Raw genomic sequence first — 14,015 nt, 5'->3', positions numbered from 1 at the left:
CGCCGCTGACGGGTCGGCGCCTTCTCGCAGCGCTGCGGGGAACGGGTGCGTACCGGGCCGGCCGGGGCGCGGTCGGTGGGGGCCGACCGCTGCCCGGCGTACGTGCCCGTGCTGAGGGGCGGATGACTGCTGGCTCTGCTACCCGGTTCCTGCCATCCGACGCAGGGCTGCCCCAGGAGGCGCCCGAAGCCCCTAGATTCGTTCCAGGACCCGGGTCAGCAGTTCACCCATGCGCGACGCCGAGTCCCTGCCGGCCTGGAGCACCTCTTCGTGGTTCAGCGGCTCGCCCGACAGGCCGGCGGCCAGGTTGGTGACGAGGGAGATCCCGAGGACCTCGGCGCCCGCCTCCCGTGCCGCGATGGCCTCCAGCACGGTCGACATGCCCACCAGGTCGCCGCCCATCACCCGGACCATGTTGATCTCGGCGGGCGTCTCGTAGTGCGGGCCGGTGAACTGCACGTAGACCCCCTCCTCCAGCGAGGAGTCGATCTCCTTGCACAGCGCGCGCAGCCGCGGCGAGTACACGTCGGTCAGGTCCACGAAGTTCGCGCCCACGATCGGAGAGGCCGCCGTGAGGTTGATGTGGTCGCTGATCAGCACCGGCTGACCGGGGCTCATGCCCTCGCGCAGACCGCCGCAGCCATTGGTGAGCACCACGGTCTTGCAGCCCGCGGACACCGCCGTGCGCACCCCGTGGGCGACGGCGGCGACGCCCCGGCCCTCGTAGAAGTGCGTACGGCCGAGGAAGACCAGCACCCGCTTGGCACCAATGCGGTACGAGCGGATCTTGCCGCCGTGGCCCTGGACGGCGGGCGGCGGGAAGCCGGGCAGCTCGGTGACCGGGAACTCGGCCTCGGGCGAGCCGAGCGCGTCCACGGCGGGTGCCCAGCCGGAGCCCATCACCAGGGCGACGTCGTGGGTCTCGGCGCCGGTCAGCTCGCGCAGTCGCGCGGCTGCGGCATCGGCCATGTCGAGGGGAGAGGCGGTAGCGCCGTTGGTATCCGGCTTCACAGTTGCGTTCACGCGAATGAGGGTAGCCGGAGTTTCCCTACGCGCGTAGATGTTGTGGCCATCACCTCCCGGATCGTTGTGTTGTCGTTTCCGGCGAGGTGGCGACGGCGAGTGTGCTGACCAGGGCCCCAAAGGGATGGGTGCGGGTTGAGGTGGGTTAGGGGCGATGTGGGGCGGGCTGCCCCCGGTGGGCGGGAACGGGACGCGCGACGGCCGGTTCAGCGGGCCGGGCCGGACGGAGTCAGGGCGGCCCGGGGCGGGGCGGCCCCGGCCCCCGGGCGCGTCGATGTGGCCGGTGGTGCCGGGTTGGGACGTCCGATGCGCGGCCCGCGCGCATGACCACCCATCAGACCGGCGCCCCCCGGACGCCGTGCCCAGAGCGAAGGAACACGGTCCGCTTGTCGGACGCGAAGCCCCGCGGTCCGGGTGGGGGAGGCCGTGCCTCCGACGACCATGAGCCGCTCCGGAGGCTGCTGGCGGGCGACCGCACGAAGCACCGCCGGTGACCGTACGAGGCACCGGCGGGGCTGTCGGCGTCGCTCAACAAGGGCGCTTGCGCAGCTCCATCACATAGTCGTGGGGCGCCCCGGCCGAGTCGGCGGCATCCGCGATCTCGCCCAGATAGCGGGCGGACGGCAGCCCGCCCTCGTAGCCGTTGAGCACGTACACCCAGGCGGGTTCCTCACCGTCCAGCGTGTGCACCCGCACCCGCATCCGCCGGTAGATGTCCATGCCGACACCCTCCCAACGATCCATCGAGTCCTCGTCCATCGGAGCGATGTCGTACAGCGCGACGAAGACCTGCGAGCGCGGCGCTTCCACGATGGTGGCCAGCGCGCCTTCCCAGCCCATCTGCTCGCCGCCGAACGTCAGCCGCCAGCCGTTGAGCCAGCCCGTGCCGCGCAGCGGTGAGTGCGGTGCGCGGCGGGTCATCAGCCGCGCGTCGAGGTTGCCGGCGTACGCGGCGTAGAGCGACATGGGATTGAGGGTACGGGAGGGGTGGCGGTGAACGCCTTTCCCGACGTGGCGAAGGCCACTGGGCCGAATCCGGGCCCCGGGGGCGCGATGCTTGATGCGTGCGGGACAATGGTGTACGTACTCCAGTCCAGCGGGAACTCCCCCCACCCGGCACAACGAGAGCGCGAGGCGTAACCCCAGTGACCCGGATCGTGATCATCGGCGGCGGACCCGGCGGATACGAGGCGGCCCTGGTGGGCGCCCAACTAGGCGCGGAGGTGACCGTCGTCGACTGCGACGGGCTCGGTGGCGCCTCCGTGCTGACCGACTGCGTACCGTCCAAGACCCTCATCGCCACGGCCGAGGTGATGACCACCTTCGACTCCTCGTACGAGGAACTGGGCATCATCGTCGCCGACGACACCCCGCCGATGGAGCAGGCCGCCCGCGTGGTCGGCGTCGATCTCGGCAAGGTGAACCGACGCGTCAAACGGCTCGCCCTCGCACAGTCGCACGACATCACCGCATCGGTCACCCGGGCGGGCGCCCGGGTGCTGCGGGGTCGGGGCCGGCTGGAGGGCCAGCAGGCCATGGACGGCTCCCGCAAGGTCGTCGTGCGGGCCGCTGACGGCAGCGAGGAGACGCTCACCGCGGACGCGGTGCTGATCGCGACCGGCGGTCACCCCCGGGAGATCCCGGACGCCCTCCCCGACGGCGAGCGCATCCTCAACTGGACCCAGGTCTACGACCTCGACGAACTGCCCGAGGAACTGATCGTGGTCGGCTCCGGTGTCACCGGTGCCGAGTTCGCCGGTGCCTACCAGGCGCTCGGCTCGCGCGTCACCCTCGTCTCCTCACGAGACCGGGTGCTCCCCGGGGAGGACCCGGACGCCGCAGCGGTCCTGGAGGACGTCTTCCGGCGCCGCGGCATGAACGTCATGGCCCGCTCCCGCGCCGAGTCCGCCAAGCGGGTCGGCGACCGGGTGGAGGTCACGCTCTCGGACGGTCGGGTCATCTCCGGCAGCCACTGCCTGATGGCCGTCGGCGCGATCCCCAACACCGCGGGCATGGGCCTGGAGGAAGCGGGCGTGCGCCTCAAGGAGTCCGGTCACATCTGGACGGACCGGGTCTCCCGGACCAGCGCACCGGGCGTGTACGCGGCCGGTGACGTGACGGGGATCTTCGCCCTCGCCTCCGTCGCAGCCATGCAGGGCCGGATCGCGATGTACCACTTCCTGGGTGACGCGGTGACCCCGCTCAACCTCAAGACGGTCTCTTCGAATGTGTTTACCGATCCGGAGATCGCGACCGTCGGATACACCCAGGCGGACGTCGACGCCGGTCGGATCGATGCGCGGGTGGTGAAGCTGCCGCTGCTGCGCAACCCACGGGCCAAGATGCAGGGCATCCGGGACGGTTTCGTCAAGATCTTCGCCCGCCCCGGTACCGGGATCGTGGTCGGCGGCTGTGTCGTCGCACCCCGGGCGAGCGAACTGATCCACCCCATCTCGATCGCGGTCGACAACAACTTGACGGTGGAACAGATCGCAAACGCCTTCACCGTCTACCCGTCCCTGTCGGGGTCGATCGCCGAGGTCGCACGGCAGTTGCACACCCGCAAATCCGCAGGCGAGGGCTGAGGTACCGACGCCCGGGGGGACGAAATCCACCGAACCCCGGGCACTTCCCTCGGTGAGCGATCAACTATGCGCTTGCGTATACCACTTGGCAGCCCTTGCTGAGCGCAATACTTGTTATTCGGCGCATACTGCTGAAAACTATCGGCCGCGCAGGTTACTGTCAGTTTCGTGTTCGCTGCAGAACGTCGCCAACTGATCCTAGAAATGGTGCGCGCCAACGGAGCCGTATCGCTCCGTGAGCTCGCCCGCGTCGTCCAGACCTCCGAAGTGACCGTACGACGCGACGTGCGGGCACTGGAGGCAGAGGGACTCCTCGACCGCCGGCACGGCGGTGCGGTGCTACCGGGCGGTTTCACCAGGGAGTCCGGGTTCCCGCAGAAATCGCTGTCCGCCACCGCGGAGAAGACGGCCATCGCCGATCTCGCCGCGAGCCTCGTCGAGGAAGGCGAGGCCATCGTCGTCGGAGCCGGTACGACCACACAGGAGCTGGCCCGCAGGCTGGCTCGCATTCCCGGTCTGACCGTCGTCACCAATTCCCTGCTGGTCGCCCAGGCACTGGCCCATGCCAATCGCGTCGAAGTCGTGATGACCGGCGGCACCCTGAGGGGCTCCAACTACGCGCTCGTGGGCAGCGGCGCCGAACAGTCCCTCCAGGGCCTGCGGGTCTCGCGTGCCTTCCTCTCCGGGAGCGGGCTCACCGCCGAACGGGGGCTCTCCACCTCTAACATGCTCTCCGCCAGCGTCGATCGGGCGCTGGTGCAGGCCGCAGCCGAAGTGGTGGTCCTCGCCGACCACACCAAACTCGGCGCCGACACGATGTTCCAGACGGTGCCCACCGATGTGATCACCCGTCTGGTCACCGATGAGCCGCCGCCCCACGACGATCGTGCCGCGACGGAACTCCAGGCCCTCGCCGACCAGGGTGTGCAGATCGCCATCGCCGGTTCGGGTGACCCCGGCTCCGACGCCGACACGGCTCCGGGGCGCTCTCGTCGTGAGGTGCCGTTGCCCGGTCAGCGTCGTACACGCGGTGGGGCCGGCCCCGGGCCGACGCGGTTGAGCGCGGCGGGCGGGCTGGAGCCGGGTGCAGGTTCGGGTGCGATCGAGCGGCGGGCCCGGGTGGCCGATCTGCGCCGACGCTGAGGCGTCGATCGCGGAGCCGCCAGTCTCGGAGCCGCCAGTCTCGGAGCTGCCGATCCCGTAGTTGTTGATCTGGGAAGCTCCGAAGTCCTGCTGAGCACCAGTCAGAAGGGCATCGGCCCCGTCCACCACGAGAACGCAAGCGTGGAGGACGGGGCCGAGGTCGTCGAGCGCTATCGGGTCGACGCGGTCGCGGAGGCGTAGGCCCGTCGATCGTCCCGTAGCCCGTGCAGGGTCAGGAGCAGCAGACGGTCCGGTAGTTCGGGATCGTCGGGTGCCTGTTCGGCGGCGAGCGCGATCGCGTTCGTCAACTGCATCAGATCGTCGATGGAGACGTCCGCGCGCACGGCCCCGCGCTCCCGTGCCCGCGCGAGCAGGGTGTTACCCGCCTCGGCCAGCGGGACGCAGCACTGCGACAACGCGAGCGTCTCGTCGCGGGAGGCCGACATCAGGGCCCCGGCCAGCCCCCGGTACTCGCTCGCATGGGAGATCAGGGCGCGCAGCCACTCGATCAGCGCGCCGCACGGCTGTTCGGCGTGGGCCAACTCCCGTGAATGCTCCAGGAGCGCGGTCTTGGCCTCCTGGAAGACGGCGTTCATGATCGCCTGGCGGTTGGGGAAGTGGCGGTAGAGCGTGCCGATGCCCACCCCCGATCGACGGGCGATCTCCTCCAGCGCGGCGTCCGTGCCCTGCTGGGAGAAGACGGTACGGGCCTCGACGAGCAGCCGTTCGTAGTTGCGCCGGGCATCGGCGCGCATCGGGCGCACGGCACCGGAGGGCGTGTCGTCCCGGGTGGCGGTCGGGCTCGCGGCCGACCCGGTCGGCGAGACGCACTCGCCGGACCACGGGTCGGTGTGCGGACGCAACGGGTCGTCGCCCGTCCGTGCCCCGCCCGCCGCCGTATCAGTCGCCATCCGTTACCACCCTCCCTGGGTCAGCCCCGGGACCAAGGATGCCATCGGTCGTGCCCGCTGCTGGGGCAGTTGACAGAGCCCGCCCGAAGCCGAACGGCTTCGGGCGGGCTCGTCGTCACACGGTGATGATCGGCGCCGGATGAGGTGCCGGTGTCAGTCCTTGATCTCGCAGATGACGGCGCCGGACGAGATGGACGCGCCGACCTCGGCACTCAGTCCCTTGACCGTGCCCGCGCGGTGCGCGTTCAGGGGCTGCTCCATCTTCATGGCCTCCAGGACGACGATCAGATCGCCCTCGTTGACCTCCTGGCCCTCCTCGACGGCCACCTTCACGATGGTGCCCTGCATCGGAGAGGCGAGGGTGTCACCGGAGGCCGCGGACGAGGACTTCTTCGCCGCCCGCCGCTTGGGACGGGCACCGGCGGCGAGACCGGTGCGGGCCAGGGTCATGCCGAGCGACGCGGGCAGGGAGACCTCAAGTCGCTTTCCGCCGACCTCGACGACGACCGTCTCCCGGCCCGTCTCGTCCTCCGCTTCGGTGTCGGTGGCCGCGGCGAAGGCCGGGATCTCATTGACGAACTCGGTCTCGATCCACCGGGTGTGCACCCGGAACGGGTCACTGGTGAACGCCGGGTCGGTGACGACCGCACGGTGGAAGGGGATGGCGGTGGCCATGCCATCGACGGTGAACTCGGCCAGGGCGCGCGCGGCACGCTGGAGCGCCTGCTCCCGGGTGGCGCCCGTGATGACCAGCTTGGCGAGCAGCGAGTCCCACGCGGGGCCGATCACACTGCCCGACTCCACTCCCGCGTCCAGCCGCACACCGGGGCCGCTCGGCGGGCTGAAGACGGTGACCGTGCCGGGGGCGGGCAGGAAGTTGCGGCCCGGGTCCTCGCCGTTGATGCGGAACTCGAAGGAGTGGCCGCGCATCGGTGGGTCGTCGTAGCCGAGGGCCTCGCCGTCGGCGATCCGGAACATCTCGCGTACGAGGTCGATGCCGGTGACCTCTTCGGTGACGGGGTGCTCCACCTGGAGACGGGTGTTCACTTCGAGGAAGGAGATCGTGCCGTCGACCCCCACGAGGAACTCCACCGTGCCCGCGCCCACGTATCCGGCCTCCTTGAGGATGGCCTTGGACGCGGAGTAGAGCTGGGCGTTCTGCTCGTCGCTGAGGAAGGGTGCGGGCGCCTCCTCGACCAACTTCTGGTGGCGGCGCTGGAGCGAGCAGTCACGGGTCGAGACGACCACGACGTTGCCGTGGCTGTCGGCCAGGCACTGGGTCTCGACGTGACGCGGTTTGTCGAGGTAACGCTCGACGAAGCACTCCCCGCGGCCGAAGGCGGCGACCGCCTCACGTACGGCGGAGTCGTAGAGCTCGGGCACCTCTTCCAGGGTGCGGGCCACCTTCAGACCACGACCGCCACCGCCGAACGCGGCCTTGATCGCGATGGGCAGGCCGTGCTCCTTGGCGAACGCCACGACCTCATCGGCCCCCGAGACCGGGTCGGGGGTTCCTGCCACGAGGGGGGCGCCGGCGCGCTGGGCGATGTGGCGGGCGGCGACCTTGTCACCGAGGTCGCGAATGGCTGACGGCGGCGGGCCGATCCAGATGAGACCGGCGTCCAGGACGGCCTGCGCGAATTCGGCGTTCTCCGAAAGGAATCCGTATCCGGGGTGAATGGCGTCCGCGCCGGAGTCCTTCGCGGCCTGAAGCACCTTGGCCATGTCGAGATAGCTGGCGGCCGGCGTGTCACCACCGAGGGCGAACGCCTCGTCGGCCGCGCGGACGTGCAGCGCGTCCCGGTCCGGGTCCGCGTAGACGGCTACGCTTGCGATCCCGGCGTCCCGGCAGGCACGGGCGACCCGGACAGCGATTTCGCCTCGATTGGCGATGAGCACCTTGCGCACGATGGCTCCCTCCTTGCAGTGTTTTTCCCGGGGGGCGGCCCCGGGGACCCTGGTCGGACACACCCGAGCCAGGGCGCTCGAAAGGTCACCGTGCCGATGACTTCGATGGCTTCCCGGATCACGCTGAGTTTAGGGACTGCCGACACGGCCTTTCGACCCGTCCACAAGGGTGAGCTTGCCCACACAGAGCGTTATCCAAGACGCACGCACAGCAGGAAACCCCTTGTCGAACCGTGGTGCGGCGGGTTTCCTCTCCGAACACTAGCCCCGATATGTGGTAGAGGTCTCTGTTCGAGGGGCCAGCCGAAGAATGGGTTTCTTTGTGGAGTCCCTACGAATGGGCGAATGATTCTTTGCGGCGTGACCGAGCGTGTTCGGCCTTTGCGCAAAGCCTTGTCTCCCTTTCTACCCGTTAGTAACGTGCGGGGATTCGCCGTGTCCGTCGGCGGTGGGTCCGCGGTGAGTCGGCGGTGACGAAGGGGTGGGCAGCATGGGGCGTCGAACGGTGGCCGTGGTGACCGCGGGAGTGCTGCTGGTGGAGGCCGTGGGGGCGGTGGCGATCCACGGGGTCCTCGCGCTGGTCGTCGAGGGGCAGAACATGTCCCTGGATGGCCTGGCGCCCGGCACGATGGTCACCGCGACCTGGGGGGCGGGGCTCGCCCTCGGTGTCTTCCTGGGGGCGTGCGCGCTGGTGGCCTTCCGGACGGGCGTACGCGACCGGGCGCCCGGCCGGTTCGCCCACACCCTCCTGGTCTGCGCCGCCGTACTGCACGGTGTGCTCGGCGCGCTCGCGGTGGGGCTGGTGGGCTGGTCCGCGTTCGTGCTGCTCATGGCGGCACTCGCCCTGACGGTGTGGGTGCTCGTGTCGTACGGGAGGCGGGGGCCGCAGGCGCGCACCACCGCGGACGGGGCGATGCCGAGCAGTGGGGTCGCGCCGGCGTAGTCACCGGGGCGGAGCGCGCCACACGTCCCCGGGGGCGCCCAGCCCCCAGCCCCGGGACCGCCAAGCCCCGGGACCGTCAGGAAGCCGACTCCTCCCCGGGTTTACCGCCCGCTGGCAGCACTCAGGTCCACAGCTCGGTGATCGAGTGGTCCAGTTCTGCGAGCAGGGTGCGCAGCAGCGGCAGCGAAAGGCCGATCACATTGCCGTGATCGCCGTCGATCGAGTCGATGAACGGTGCGGAGCGTCCGTCCAACGTGAACGCCCCCGCCACATGGAGGGGTTCGCCGCTGGCGACGTACGCCGCGATCTCCGCGTCCGACGGCTCGCCGAAGCGAACCGTCGTCGATGCGGTCGCGGACGCTATCCGGCCGGTCACCGTGTCGGTGACGCAGTGGCCCGTGCGCAACACGCCCGAACGTCCGCGCATCGCCTTCCACCGCGCGGTGGCCTCTTCGGGGTCGGCGGGCTTGCCCAGCGCCTCGCCGTCGAGTTCGAGCACGGAGTCACAGCCGACGACCAGGGCGTCGGCGGCCTCGGGCAGTGCGGCCACGACCGCGGCCTTCGCCTCGGCGAGGACGAGGGCGAGCTCGGCGGGGGTCGGAGCGCTCAGAGCGTCCTCGTCGACACCGCTGACGATCACTTCGGGGGCGAATCCGGCGGTCCGCAGGAGGCCGAGCCGGGCGGGCGAAGCAGAGGCGAGGATCAGGCGCAGGCGGGGGGTGGGGGCGGTCATGCCGCCATGTTAGGCGGTGGTCAATGCAGGCCCACCACAAACATGGCGAGCACCATGGCCAGGGCAAGCACCAGGCCGACGCGGCGCATCATCGCCTGCGTCTCGCGCAGTTCCTCGGGCGGTTCGTTCTGGGGGTCCGACCACAGCATGTCTTCGATCCTGCGGTCGGGGCAGCGCCTGACGCCTGAGTACCGGTACTCAATCGCACGGGTGCCCGAGACCAGATCCCGAGACGGGGTTATCGCGTGATAACAGCGTGTTCTCGGGTGGATTCCTTGCGCTGCCGACCCCGGTGTGCAGGGGAGGGACCTGCACACGGGCGGTGGGATTCCCGCCCGCGCACGGCCCCGTACGCGCAGCTCACGTACCCGAGCAGAAGGCGGCGTCGGCGCCGGGCGGGCGCAGGGATTCCTGCGCCGGTCCCCGACACCGCGTCATGGCCCTGCCCCGGTTCCGGCCGGGCGAGAGGAGCTCCGGTGCCCGGCCACGACGGGTGCGATCGTGTTCCGATGGAGGTCGCTCACACCGGCCAGTACGTCCGGGCCCAGGCCCGCGGGCCCGGGAGCTGACTGCCGCCGCGGGCGATCCGCGCCGGATCCGCCCATTGTTCGGGCGGCGCCACGGCATCCGCCCCTGCGGATGTCGATGCAGCCGCCCGAGCCCGGACCACCGCCAGTGCGGCGGCCAACTCCTCCGGCGTGGGATTGCCCCGAATGACCTTGATCATGGCCTCGCCCTCTCTGATGGCCTGGAGCCCGTGACCTACAGCGGAATGTTGCCGTGCTTCTTCGGCGGCAGGCTTTCGCGCTTGGTCCGCAACTGCCGCAGACCGCGCACCACCTTCGCCCGGGTGTCCGACGGCATGATCACCGCATCGATGTAGCCGCGTTCGGCCGCCGTGTACGGGTTGAGCAGGGCGTCTTCGTACTCCTGGATCAGCCGTGCCCGGGTGGCCTCCGCCTCGTCCGCGTCGTCGACCGCCGCGATCGTGCGCCGATGCAGGATGTTCACCGCGCCCTGGGCGCCCATCACCGCGATCTGCGCGGTCGGCCAGGCGAGGTTGATGTCCGCCCCCAGGTGCTTGGAGCCCATCACGTCGTACGCGCCGCCGAACGCCTTGCGGGTGATGACCGTGATCAGCGGGACGGTCGCCTCGGCGTAGGCGTAGATCAGCTTGGCGCCGCGCCGGATGATGCCGCCGTACTCCTGGTCCACGCCCGGCAGGAAGCCGGGAACGTCCACGAAGGTCAGTACGGGGATGTTGAACGCGTCGCAGGTGCGCACGAAACGTGCGGCCTTCTCGGACGCATTGATGTCCAGACAGCCCGCGAACTGCATCGGCTGGTTGGCGACCACCCCCACCGGGAAGCCCTCCACGCGCCCGAAGCCGGTCAGGATGTTCGGTGCGAACAGCGCCTGCGTCTCCAGGAACTCGCCCTCGTCCAGCACGTGCTCGATCACGGTGTGCATGTCGTACGGCTGGTTGGCACTGTCCGGGATCAGTGTGTCCAGGTCGAGGTCCTCGTCGCTGGGCGCCAGGTCGGCTTCCTCGGGGAAGGCCGGCGGCTCGGAGAGGTTGTTCGACGGGAGATAGGACAGCAGCGACTTCACGTACTCGATGGCGTCCTTCTCATCGCCCGCCATGTGGTGCGCCACGCCCGACGTCGTGTTGTGCGTGCGCGCACCGCCGAGGGCTTCGAAGCCGACGTCCTCACCGGTGACCGTCTTGATGACGTCCGGGCCCGTGATGAACATGTGCGAGGTCTGGTCGACCATCACCGTGAAGTCGGTGATCGCAGGGGAGTACACGGCACCTCCCGCGCACGGGCCGACGACCAGCGAGATCTGCGGGATGACGCCCGATGCGTGGGTGTTACGGCGGAAGATCTCGCCGTACATGCCCAGCGCGCTCACGCCCTCCTGGATGCGGGCGCCGCCGGAGTCATTGATGCCGATCATCGGACAGCCGGTCTTCAGGGCGAAGTCCATCACCTTGATGATCTTCTGCCCGTAGACCTCGCCCAGCGCACCGCCGAAGACGGTGAAGTCCTGCGAGAACACGGCGACCGGGCGGCCGTCCACCGTGCCGTAGCCGGTCACCACACCGTCTCCGTACGGACGGGTCGCCTCCAGGCCGAAGTTCGTCGAGCGGTGCCGGGCCAGTTCGTCGAACTCCACGAACGAGTCCTCGTCCAGCAGCAGGCCGATGCGCTCACGGGCCGTCAGTTTGCCCTTCGCGTGCTGCTTCTCCACCGCGCGTGCGGAACCGGCGTGCGTGGCCTCGTCGGTACGGCGCTGAAGATCCGCGATCTTTCCCGCGGTGGTGTGGATGTCGATCTGTGCCGGCTCGGACATCGGGATGCGGCTCCCTGGCTGGTCAACCGCCTGAGGGCGGCCTTTGGCGGAACTCCCTGGCTCTATTTCGTAGCGTATCCGCGCAGATACCGTTCGGCAGTGCGGTGTTTGCCACACCTAACCTGTCTTGCATGACGCCCCGGAATGCGCCCTTCAGTCGCTGGTCCGACCTGGACAGGCCGCCCCTCAACGCCGCCGCCCTGAGCCGTGCCCTCATCCGCCAGGAGAGCCTGTGGAGCTCCTTCGAACTGCTGCCCGCGATCGGTTCCACCAACACCGAACTCGTCCGTAGGGCCGCCTCGATCCCGGGCGAGGGCGCGGTGCTCGTCGCCGAGGAGCAGACCGCGGGGCGGGGGCGGCTCGACCGGGTGTGGACCGCACCGCCGCGCTCGGGAATCTTCCTCTCCGTGCTGCTGCGACCACCCGCCGCGATCCCGATGGAACGCTGGGGCTGGCTGCCCCTGCTCGCCGGAGTCGCCGCCGCCACCGGCCTGAGCCGGTCCGCGGGCGTCGACATGTCCCTCAAATGGCCCAACGACCTGCTCGTCACCATCGATGGCGAAGAACGCAAGGTGGGAGGCATCCTCGCCGAGCGGGCGGGAGAGGACGCCGTGGTGATCGGCATCGGCGTCAACGTCACCCTGCGCGCCGATGAGCTCCCCGTGCCGACCGCCGCGTCCCTCGCCCTCGCGAACGCGGTGTCCACCGACCGCGACCCGCTGCTGCGCTCGGTCCTGCGCTCGCTGGAGCACTGGTACGGGCAGTGGTGTGCGGTCGACGGCGACCCCCGGCTCTCCCAACTCCAGGAGGCGTACGCGGCCGGCTGCTCGACGCTGGGCCGCACCGTCCGGGCCGAGCTGCCGGGAGACCGCTCGCTCACCGGCGAGGCCGTGGCGCTCGACGGTGACGGGCGGCTGGTGCTCGCCCTCCCGGACGGTCAGCGGCAGCCGATCGGCGCCGGTGACATCGTGCATCTGAGACCGGCCGGCTGATCTTCCGTGCTCCCGGGTGAACGGGTACGGCGACTGGCACGTGAGCCAGGGCACACCTGCCGTATCGTTGAGGCGATCGAGCGACAGACCGGCAGGGCAGCGCGCAGGGAACGGGCAGGAGGCGGGTGGTGACCGTCGACGACACCACTTCCGGCGCGGGCGCGCCGGACGGGTCCGCCGGCTCCCGCGGTGCCACGGGCTCCGGGGCCGCTCATCCGACCCCTCACCATGCGGTCGACCACACCGCGGAACCCACCGACGACCCGCTGGCCATCCGGCTGGAACAGCTGATCCTGGGCGCGGACCGCCGCTACACGCCGTTCCAGGCGGCGCGCACCGCGGGCGTCTCCATGGAACTGGCCTCCCGGTTCTGGCGCGCCATGGGCTTCGCGGACATCGGGCAGGCCAAGGCGCTCACCGAGGCGGACGTGCTGGCACTGCGCCGGCTCGCCGGTCTGGTGGAGGCCGGACTGCTGAGCGAGCCCATGGCGATCCAGGTGGCCCGTTCGACGGGGCAGACGACGGCACGGCTCGCCGAGTGGCAGATCGACTCCTTCCTTGAGGGGCTGACCGAGCCGCCCGAGCCCGGCATGACCCGTACGGAAGTCACCTATCCACTGGTGGAACTGCTCCTTCCGGAGCTTGAAGAGTTCCTGGTGTACGTCTGGCGGCGGCAGCTCGCCGCGGCCACCGGGCGGGTCGTCCAAGCCGCTGACGACGAGGAGATGGTCGACCGCCGTCTCGCCGTGGGCTTCGCCGACCTGGTGGGCTTCACCCGGCTCACCCGGCGGCTGGAGGAGGAGGAACTCGGCGAGTTGGTCGAGGCGTTCGAGACCACGGCGGCCGATCTGGTGGCCGCGCACGGCGGACGGCTGATCAAGACCCTCGGCGACGAGGTGCTCTTCGCGGCCGACGACGCGAGGACCGCGTCCGAGATAGCGCTCCGGCTGATCGACGCGATGACCCAGGACGAGACGATGCCCGCACTGCGGGTCGGCATCGCCTTCGGCACGGTCACCACGCGGATGGGCGACGTCTTCGGTACGACGGTGAACCTGGCGAGCCGACTGACGTCGATAGCGCCGAAGGACGCCGTCCTGGTGGACGGGGCGTTCGCCGAGGGGCTGATCCGCACGGGAGACGCTCCGGCTTCGGAGACCGCGGCGGCGGAGGAGGCGGCTGCGGCCGAGAAGAACGGCGAGGTGCCGGTCTCGTACCGGTTCGCGCTCCAGCCGATGTGGCAGCGCCCGGTGCGTGGGCTGGGCGTGGTCGAGCCCTGGTTGCTGACACGCCGCCACTGAGGTCGGGGCGGGGTCTCGACACCCAGAGCCGCTCGTTCGCCCGGCCCTGTTCCCCCTACGTCCCGGGACCGACGTTCGGCGTGCCCCTATGATCCGGTGAACCGACGTTAACCGGGAGGGT

General features: G+C 70.2%; 13 protein-coding genes. 5 read left to right on the top strand and 8 right to left on the bottom strand.

Features of this window, described 5'->3' with window-relative positions; genetic code table 11:
• Positions 1-192: 192 nt before the first annotated feature.
• Both ABZ348_RS05365 and ABZ348_RS05360 read right to left on the bottom strand, forming a co-directional pair.
• A complete protein-coding gene (locus ABZ348_RS05365) occupies positions 193-969 on the bottom strand; it encodes a purine-nucleoside phosphorylase (protein WP_358929832.1) in 777 nt (258 codons plus the stop codon).
• A gap of 582 nt (positions 970-1,551) precedes the next feature.
• Positions 1,552-1,989 carry a gamma-glutamylcyclotransferase gene (locus tag ABZ348_RS05360; RefSeq protein WP_358929546.1) on the bottom strand — a complete coding sequence of 146 codons (438 nt, stop codon included), beginning with the start codon at positions 1,987-1,989 and terminating at the stop codon, positions 1,552-1,554.
• A 179-nt stretch (positions 1,990-2,168) separates the two neighbouring features.
• On the opposite strand from ABZ348_RS05360, the gene ABZ348_RS05355 reads away from it, so the two are divergent.
• Positions 2,169-3,608 carry an NAD(P)H-quinone dehydrogenase gene (locus ABZ348_RS05355; RefSeq protein WP_358929544.1) on the top strand — a complete coding sequence of 480 codons (1,440 nt, stop codon included), beginning with the start codon at positions 2,169-2,171 and terminating at the stop codon, positions 3,606-3,608.
• 168 nt (positions 3,609-3,776) lie between these two features.
• Positions 3,777-4,751, top strand: coding sequence for a DeoR/GlpR family DNA-binding transcription regulator (locus ABZ348_RS05350; RefSeq protein ID WP_358929542.1), 975 nt, complete (start codon positions 3,777-3,779; stop codon positions 4,749-4,751).
• A gap of 170 nt (positions 4,752-4,921) precedes the next feature.
• On the opposite strand, the gene ABZ348_RS05345 is transcribed toward ABZ348_RS05350, so the two are convergent.
• Entirely contained in the window at positions 4,922-5,506 is a 585-nt protein-coding gene (locus ABZ348_RS05345; RefSeq protein WP_358929830.1) for a helix-turn-helix domain-containing protein, read from the bottom strand.
• Positions 5,507-5,815: 309 nt separating this feature from the next.
• Positions 5,816-7,570, bottom strand: coding sequence for a biotin carboxylase N-terminal domain-containing protein (locus ABZ348_RS05340; protein ID WP_358929540.1), 1,755 nt, complete (start codon positions 7,568-7,570; stop codon positions 5,816-5,818).
• Between the two features lie 490 nt (positions 7,571-8,060).
• Between ABZ348_RS05340 and ABZ348_RS05335 the strand changes: the two genes are divergently transcribed.
• Complete coding sequence (locus tag ABZ348_RS05335; RefSeq protein WP_358929538.1) at positions 8,061-8,513, top strand: hypothetical protein; 453 nt, start codon at positions 8,061-8,063, stop codon at positions 8,511-8,513.
• 121 nt (positions 8,514-8,634) lie between these two features.
• Here ABZ348_RS05335 and ABZ348_RS05330 read toward each other — a convergent pair whose 3' ends face one another.
• The 4 genes from ABZ348_RS05330 to ABZ348_RS05315 form a co-directional block, all read right to left on the bottom strand.
• Positions 8,635-9,246 carry a nucleoside triphosphate pyrophosphatase gene (locus ABZ348_RS05330; RefSeq protein WP_358929536.1) on the bottom strand — a complete coding sequence of 204 codons (612 nt, stop codon included), beginning with the start codon at positions 9,244-9,246 and terminating at the stop codon, positions 8,635-8,637.
• A 20-nt stretch (positions 9,247-9,266) separates the two neighbouring features.
• Positions 9,267-9,395, bottom strand: coding sequence for a hypothetical protein (locus ABZ348_RS05325; protein ID WP_358929535.1), 129 nt, complete (start codon positions 9,393-9,395; stop codon positions 9,267-9,269).
• A gap of 371 nt (positions 9,396-9,766) precedes the next feature.
• Complete coding sequence (locus tag ABZ348_RS05320; protein ID WP_358929533.1) at positions 9,767-9,973, bottom strand: acyl-CoA carboxylase epsilon subunit; 207 nt, start codon at positions 9,971-9,973, stop codon at positions 9,767-9,769.
• A 35-nt stretch (positions 9,974-10,008) separates the two neighbouring features.
• Entirely contained in the window at positions 10,009-11,601 is a 1,593-nt protein-coding gene (locus ABZ348_RS05315; RefSeq protein WP_358929531.1) for an acyl-CoA carboxylase subunit beta, read from the bottom strand.
• Between the two features lie 131 nt (positions 11,602-11,732).
• Between ABZ348_RS05315 and ABZ348_RS05310 the strand changes: the two genes are divergently transcribed.
• Both ABZ348_RS05310 and ABZ348_RS05305 read left to right on the top strand, forming a co-directional pair.
• Positions 11,733-12,593 carry a biotin--[acetyl-CoA-carboxylase] ligase gene (locus ABZ348_RS05310; RefSeq protein WP_358929529.1) on the top strand — a complete coding sequence of 287 codons (861 nt, stop codon included), beginning with the start codon at positions 11,733-11,735 and terminating at the stop codon, positions 12,591-12,593.
• Between the two features lie 128 nt (positions 12,594-12,721).
• Entirely contained in the window at positions 12,722-13,894 is a 1,173-nt protein-coding gene (locus ABZ348_RS05305) for an adenylate/guanylate cyclase domain-containing protein (RefSeq protein ID WP_358929527.1), read from the top strand.
• Positions 13,895-14,015 lie beyond the last annotated feature (121 nt).

This window comes from Streptomyces sp. NPDC005963 (genome assembly GCF_040638655.1).
Taxonomy (GTDB): domain Bacteria; phylum Actinomycetota; class Actinomycetes; order Streptomycetales; family Streptomycetaceae; genus Streptomyces.
This window is presented reverse-complemented; position numbering and strand designations above follow the sequence as displayed.